The 1,224-nt window shown below is 43.1% G+C and carries 1 protein-coding gene; it reads left to right on the forward strand.

Features of this window, described 5'->3' with window-relative positions; translation table 11 throughout:
* Positions 1 to 95 precede the first annotated feature (95 nt).
* Positions 96 to 1,112, forward strand: a complete 1,017-nt coding sequence (locus tag ACVBIL_RS20560; protein WP_447168790.1) for an IS110 family transposase — start codon at positions 96 to 98, stop codon at positions 1,110 to 1,112.
* The last annotated feature ends 112 nt before the right edge of the window (positions 1,113 to 1,224 follow it).

Genomic DNA, 1,224 nt, shown 5'->3' on the forward strand with positions numbered 1-1,224 from the left:
CATGGATAATGGAATGGACCCATCCACTTTTAATCGGCCTCACAATGGGCCACGATGTAGTTGCTTAAACTCATCAGGAAGAGGACGGGTCCACTATGAACATTACTACAATTGGTCTTGATATCGCAAAGTCTGTTTTTCATTTTGTTGGCGTAAACAAAGCGGGGAAGCTCATCAAAAAGAAGATGATAAAACGCAAAGACTTGATTCATTTTCTTGCTCAAATAGAGCCTTGCCTTGTCGTGATGGAGGCATGTGGTGGCGCAAATTACTGGGCAAGAGAATTTAAGAAAGTAGGCCATCAAGTCAAGCTGATAGCGCCTCAGTATGTTGTTCCGTACAGACAGGGAAATAAGAATGACTATAACGATGCGCTCGCTATAGCAGAAGCGGCCCAACGTCCTAACATGCGCTTTGTACAACCTAAGCCTGTTGAACAACAAGATGTACAGATGCTACATAGGATGAGAGAGAGGCTGAACAAACAGTCTACCGCGCTGGTTAATCAGGTCAGAGGAATGCTCGCAGAATACGGCATTGTCATCACAAAAGGCAAAGCGTCTTTTAGGTCAAAACTGCCCGATATTTTAGAAAATGCCGATAATGAATTAACTGCCAAAGGCAGAAGTATTTTCTATCAACTGTATGAAGAATTTAAAGGTATCGAGGAAAGACTTAAAAGCTGTGACACTCAAGTGCAACAAGAGACTAAGAACAATCAAGTATGCCAGCGTTTAGAAAGTGTCCCTGGTATTGGCCCTGTCACTGCAACCGCATTTTATGCGGCTGTCGGTGACGGCAAAGACTTTAACAATGGTAGGCACTTTTCTGCTTGGTGTGGCCTAGTGCCAAAGCAACATAGTAGTGGTGGGAAAGATAATTTGCTTGGCATTAGCAAGCGAGGAAACGCTTATCTACGAACACTGTTTATCCATGGTGCAAGAGCGGTCTTGCAGCATAGTTCCAATAAAACGGATAGGTTTAGTCGTTGGGCCGTGGTGCTTGCAGAAAGAAGAGGTTTTAACCGAGCTTGTGTTGCTGTCGCTAACAAGCTTGCGCGGATAGCGTGGGTTATAGCTGCAAGAGAAGATGAATACCGTATCGTAGTATAAAAGCACAAAGTAATAGTTAATGTTTTAACAATAAGTTTTACCAACCACCAAGTTGCCAAGATAATTGAATTGATGATGAGACAGTCAGACTGTTCTACTTAAAACCTTTGCC

The sequence above is a fragment of the Shewanella sp. 125m-7 genome (genome assembly GCF_052977045.1).

Excerpts from the sequence above, each read along its gene's own strand:
- ACVBIL_RS20560 (WP_447168790.1), top strand. The coding sequence starts at position 96 with ATGAACATTACTACAATTGGTCTTGATATCGCAAAGTCTGTTTTTCAT.